Source organism: Bradyrhizobium sp. (genome assembly GCF_049519115.1).
Taxonomy (GTDB): Bacteria; Pseudomonadota; Alphaproteobacteria; order Rhizobiales; family Xanthobacteraceae; genus Bradyrhizobium.
Genome location: NZ_JBEKRB010000167.1, coordinates 1 through 5,101 on the forward strand (window position 1 = coordinate 1; position 5,101 = coordinate 5,101).

Annotated in this window: 5 protein-coding genes; 4 read left to right on the top strand and 1 reads right to left on the bottom strand. The window is 56.8% G+C overall.

Translation table 11 applies throughout. The annotated features are described in order from the left end of the window. The first annotated feature begins 173 nt into the window (after nucleotides 1-173). The 3 genes from ABSE61_RS36570 (at nucleotide 174) to ABSE61_RS36580 (ending at nucleotide 1,973) form a co-directional block, all read left to right on the top strand. The gene (locus ABSE61_RS36570; protein ID WP_423876018.1) at nucleotides 174-686 is read left to right on the top strand and encodes a sterol desaturase family protein; all 513 of its coding nucleotides are present in this window, start codon (nucleotides 174-176) and stop codon (nucleotides 684-686) included. A gap of 283 nt (nucleotides 687-969) precedes the next feature. Further along, entirely contained in the window at nucleotides 970-1,197 is a 228-nt protein-coding gene (locus tag ABSE61_RS36575) for a hypothetical protein (RefSeq protein WP_423876019.1), read from the top strand. 536 nt (nucleotides 1,198-1,733) lie between these two features. Next, on the top strand, nucleotides 1,734-1,973 hold the full coding sequence (locus ABSE61_RS36580; protein ID WP_423876022.1) for a hypothetical protein: 240 nt from the start codon (nucleotides 1,734-1,736) through the stop codon (nucleotides 1,971-1,973). A 1,834-nt stretch (nucleotides 1,974-3,807) separates the two neighbouring features. Here the strand turns inward: ABSE61_RS36580 and ABSE61_RS36585 are convergent. Then, entirely contained in the window at nucleotides 3,808-4,182 is a 375-nt protein-coding gene (locus ABSE61_RS36585; protein ID WP_423876020.1) for a tautomerase family protein, read from the bottom strand. A 158-nt stretch (nucleotides 4,183-4,340) separates the two neighbouring features. Here ABSE61_RS36585 and ABSE61_RS36590 point away from each other — a divergent pair, with 158 nt between their 5' ends. Then, nucleotides 4,341-4,904, top strand: coding sequence for a TetR/AcrR family transcriptional regulator (locus ABSE61_RS36590; protein ID WP_423876021.1), 564 nt, complete (start codon nucleotides 4,341-4,343; stop codon nucleotides 4,902-4,904). Nucleotides 4,905-5,101 lie beyond the last annotated feature (197 nt).

Sequence of the window (5,101 nt, forward strand, 5' to 3'; positions counted from 1 at the left end):
CAAGATCGGCGATATGTACAAGGACTTTTTTAAATCAGCATTTGAGCCCATGACTGTTGCAACGCCGAAGCTCGCGGTCTCCAATTAATCTCGCCCATACCTCGATAATCCACGTTCGGTTCCGTGATTGTCTCAGGTTCTAGCTGGCGATCGAGCGCGCTGGTTGTGGCTGCGTGAATCGGGAAACCCCAAGTGCCGAGAACTTGTGTTTCCAGCACCGAGACCGGCATCATTTTTTCGGCGAAATGCTCATTGCTCCTCTGCCGGCAATGTTCCTGCTGGCGATTTCGCCGCTCAAAATGACTTCCGCCTTTGAGGTTTTCATCGCGGGCGTCGTCGTGTGGACCTTTGCCGAATATGTTTTTCACCGGTTTGTATTTCACAGACTGTTGGCCAGAGAGCATCGGTTACACCACGCGACCCCCGATGATCCGGTACGCAAAATTCTATGGCAAATTTGGGTTTGTTTCGTGCTTGTCTATTTGATTGCCGGCGGAGTTTTCCTTGCGGGCGCGCTTGTCGCCTACGCCTGGTATCTCTTCGTGCACTACTTTGCTCATCACGGTCCGGACAATCTGCCCGTGTCACTGCTAACACATCATCAAAGCCACCATAGATTTGCGTCCCGCAACTACGGCGTCAGCACAACGCTTTGGGATCATATCTTCAGGACCATGCTGCGCTGACGGCTGCTTGATGGCCGCGCCGATGGCAACGGCAGCTAGCACGTCAGAGATCGTTGCGGCGGCGTCTTGCGGCGTGTTGATTGGAGGAAGAGTGGACGTGTCCGTGTAGCGGCACCAGGGGAGACCCGGTCGTAACGGTTGCGCCGAGTGAAGGAAGGCAGCACGCGGTCGCTATCTGACGTTTCGCAGGTTTCCTAATTTTTCTTTTAGAGACGTTCGCCAGGCACAAACGGTCTCGTCACTCGTTTTCCTCACTCAATAACTCAATATGGAGGAAACGATCGTGAAAATTAGAACCATTGCTATTGCGACGCTGTTCGCGCTTGCCAGCACGGCCTATGCCAGCGCCACCACCAGCCATAAACATCACCGACACTACGTCGGCAAGATGCATAGCGGCATGACCATCGGCATGGCGCGGTCTGGCCCGTCGGGCCCGAGCTTGGATGGCGGCGGCGTCGACAAGTCGCGCCCCGGCGGCCAAGGCGTCGGCAGAAAGCCGGCGGAATAAATTCCCCGCGTGATGCAGCGAAGACCCCGTTCCGGCGGGGCCTCTTCGTTTCGCGGCGTCGCACGGAACGATCAGCCCCTCTATAGGCCGGTACGGGCTGGAGAGAATTTAGGGCGCCGGATTTTCAGGATGGCTTCCTTAGCCTCAGGGAGGTCGGCATAACTGCCAACCCTGACACCGTCGATCCACGCCTCAACCTTGCCGAAGCGCTCGACAACGTACAGACGCTTCTGCTCGAAGTGGATGGAAGCGCATTTGCGCCCACCAATTTCGGCCTCGTTCCATGTGATGGTCCTCAGAGAGGCTAGCACGGCCAGTCTGATTCGCGTCGGTTTAGGTTGCCCCGTCATCAATCTGCCAACAGCACAAAGCAGAGTGTTCGGTCGAACTGTTGCGACCACCGATGCACAAGGCCCCCCTGGGAATTTCGGAACGACTATTCCCCTCGGTCGCCGAGGTCCTTAGTGAACTGGGTTATCTGACCGTCAGGGCTTGCGCGAAGGAAGTGGATTAGCCGGCCTTCTGCGGAACCTGCCATGGCGGGCATTGTTTGTCAGGCAACCAGCAATTACGATCAGGCAAAATCGGCTCGGGTGGGAAAACAAATCATGAGCACTGATCCAGATCCGTATGAACAAGGCCAGCGCGCCGCGCGGGAAAACATTCCGGCCGAGGGTAATCCCTACCAAGACGGGAGCCAGGAGCATTCACTTTGGGCTGCAGGTCATGAGGAAGTGGCTGGCGCGGCTGAAGCTGATGAATCCGAAGGCACATAGCTCCACTGGGCGAGGGCCGCTTCGCTACGTTCCTACGCTTTCTTCGGAGAATGCTGTTCCGCCAGAGTTAACAGCTTGAACCACTTCTCGGCCATCCGCAGCCACGCCCGCTTCTCGACCGGATCCGACACCTGTTCTGCGCGTCTCCGCGCGTCTTCGAAGAAAGTTCGGTATCTCGCAGCGTTGAACGTCATGGCTTCACTAAAAGTCCGACTACATGTTTTGGTTCCTTCTCCGTACGGCGGCGCTCTTCTTTCGCGGCTTCGGCGAAAGCAATACTGGATGTGCGAAGGCCGCCCGTTGGGGGCGGTTTTATGAGTGGTTAGCTCAGCTTCGACCGGATTCGGCTCAGTTCAGATTTGAAACCAATAGGCGAACGCGCGAAAGTTGGAGATTTGGCAAGTCAGTTAATTTCGGGGCGGGGGCAGCAGCCTGCTTTGCTCTCGCCCGATTGACAGAGGGAGAACGCCTGGCGGAACTGGACCAAGTTATTATTCCCAGCGCAACGGCAACAGTCGTCCAAATGACGAATTTGAAGGTAGTAGTTTTCTGGATCATCGCGAAATCCTCGCTTTGACCGACCCCAACCGCACGATGCTACCTTCGGCTGAGTCGGGGAATCCGAAAACTAATAGCGATGGCCGCGCAGGCGAGCTTTGTAAAAAAGGCCCACCATTCGCGACGGGGTCAAGTCTAGGGAGGAACCGTCGTGAGACGGCATCGCAAAGTTGTTCCGATTCGCGCGCCGGAAGATGTGCCCCAGTTCACACAATGGCAGCCAAAGTGTTGCGCCGCCTCCAAGCCGGTGACCTGCGGGGGAGAGTGCTACCGTCCAAAGCAGCGCCGGCCTTTCGATTTGCTCTCGCGCCCGTGGACGCATGCGCGGCGGACAGGCCCCAATGCCTTTCCGAAGAGAAAGCTGGGCAGATGCTCCCCTCTTCGTGATGGCGTTCCTCGCTTCTTTGTGATCGCTTTCGCGTAACAAACAGCCTCGTCAAACCTAACTTCTCAGACAAGGCGCATGAAGCGAACTGCATCTGCCTTCGCTCGACAGCGCTTGATTAGGGAGACGACCATGCAAAAGGCATTTCTCACAACTTTTGGTGCGATACTGATTGCTGCGACGACGGCCCATATGGCAGCCGCGGCCGAGCACCACGCACACAAGGCACGCGCAACGACAAGCGAGCAATTCCGAAACAGCAACGCTTATGTACCAACCCAGCCGGACTACTCTCAGTATGGGGGCGGAATATCGGCGCCTGCCGGTCGTTGATTGCGAGAGCCAAAAGCTGAGCCACTTATTCGCCATCCGCATCCGCGAGGTTTACCTCCGCCCTGTCGTAGAATCGATGCAGGATAACCTTGCGCAGAACCCCCTTCGGCGCACTACAACCGAACGGCCCCGCTCGTCGCTGCGAGCGGGGCTTTTCGCTTGCGCGACCTGCCACGGGTAGGATTGCAATCACCACATCACCGCTTCGAAAGACATTCGCTAAATCGCGCGGCTTGCCGTCGCCGGACGCCGCAATGTTGGCCGCCTAACGGCGTTGCGCGGCTCCAGCGACTGGGGCCGACTGCGGCATCTCTGCCCGGCGTGTCTCCGCGTGTCCACAGCGCAAGCACTCGAACGCCTGGTGGCACGAAGCTGACCAAGCCGTTGCCCTGATCAAGGTCTGCTGCTGGGGGACAAACGGACGTCGATCATTCGCTTTTCGAAGTCTCACTTTGCAAAAATATGAGTAACGGGCAGATTGATTGAGTCCGAGCGATCCCACTGTGTCCGGGGAGCCAATTGCTGACTCCCCGGCCGGGAGAAGCTCGGAGCAGGCGATTACCAAGGCTGGCCTTTGCCAAACGACCAGTCCTCTTTGTTGACGAAGACCATGTTGATCATGATGTCGTCAGGACGTACGCCGAGCTTGCTAGTGAGTTCGTCGGCAATCTGCCGGTAGAAGGCGAACTTCAGTTCTTTGGTGTTACCAACGGTGCTGGTCACCTGGATCAGGATGAAGTCAGGTGACCGATCCATGTCAAGGAAGTGCCGGTCGTAGATGAGATTCTCTGGCGCGTGCTCATTGACCACTATGAAGCGGTCGCCATCCGGAGCCTTGAGGACGCCGACAATCCCCTGATACACGATGTCGGCTACTTTGGCGCGATAGTCTGAAGATTTGCCCTTGATCAGATCGATGCGTGCAAACGGCATAATGTTTTCCTTTGTTTAGGTGGGTTCAGAGGGGGATGGTGAGGCGGTTGCCCGTTGTGTCTACCAACTGATTGGTAGACGAGGTTTAGGGCTTCCAATAGTTGCTGTCAAGCCCTACCTTCCACTTGGTTGGTTTTCGAGCAAAAAGGAAAGTCCCAATGAGCGTAGGTTCGAAGGAAGATATTCTTGCCGCAGCAAAACGGTCCGCGATGGCGCATGGCTACACTGGCTTGAATTTCCGAGATATCGCCGCCGAAGTCGGCATCAAGGCACCCAGCATCTATCACCACTTCCCGACCAAGGCCGATCTCGGGGCAGCGGTAGCTAAGCGCTATTGGGAAGATATTATCGTGGACCTTGAAGCTATATCGGACCAATCACCTGATCCGCTCAGAGCGCTGCGCCGCTACCCCGAAATTTTTCGTAAGTCGCTTTTGAGCGACAACCGCATGTGCCTTTGCAGCTTCATGGCTGCGGAATATGATGACCTACCGGAAACGGTGAAGAAGGAAGTTCAGACCTTTGCCGACGTTAATGTGGCTTGGCTCAGCAAGCTCGTGTCGGCTGCTGGTGTCGTCAAATCTAAGGAAAGCCGGGCGCGGGCTCGAGCAATCTATTCCGCCGTTGCGGGCGCGCAGCTCTTCGCAAGAAGTCGCTCGGATATCTCACTCTTCGACGCGATGATCGATAGCTATCGTTCGGCTGGACTTTTGCCGGCGTAAGCGACGACCGGGCCAATCTTCGTTAGTTCGCCTTGCAGGGGCATCTCTGAATGCCTATCGCCGCCAGGTCGCATATTGTGCAGGTTTTTGGACGCCGGCATAACGGACGGTTCCACGCGCTGTGGCGGCCGGCGTCCAAAAAGCGCCAAGGCACGAAGTCGCGGGAAGTTTGGCACTGGCGGCGCAGCGGGCGCTAT

Excerpts from the sequence above, each read along its gene's own strand:
- ABSE61_RS36580 (WP_423876022.1), top strand. The coding sequence starts at position 1,734 with ATGGCGGGCATTGTTTGTCAGGCAACCAGCAATTACGATCAGGCAAAA.
- ABSE61_RS36585 (WP_423876020.1), bottom strand. The coding sequence starts at position 4,182 with ATGCCGTTTGCACGCATCGATCTGATCAAGGGCAAATCTTCAGACTAT.
- ABSE61_RS36590 (WP_423876021.1), top strand. The coding sequence starts at position 4,341 with ATGAGCGTAGGTTCGAAGGAAGATATTCTTGCCGCAGCAAAACGGTCC.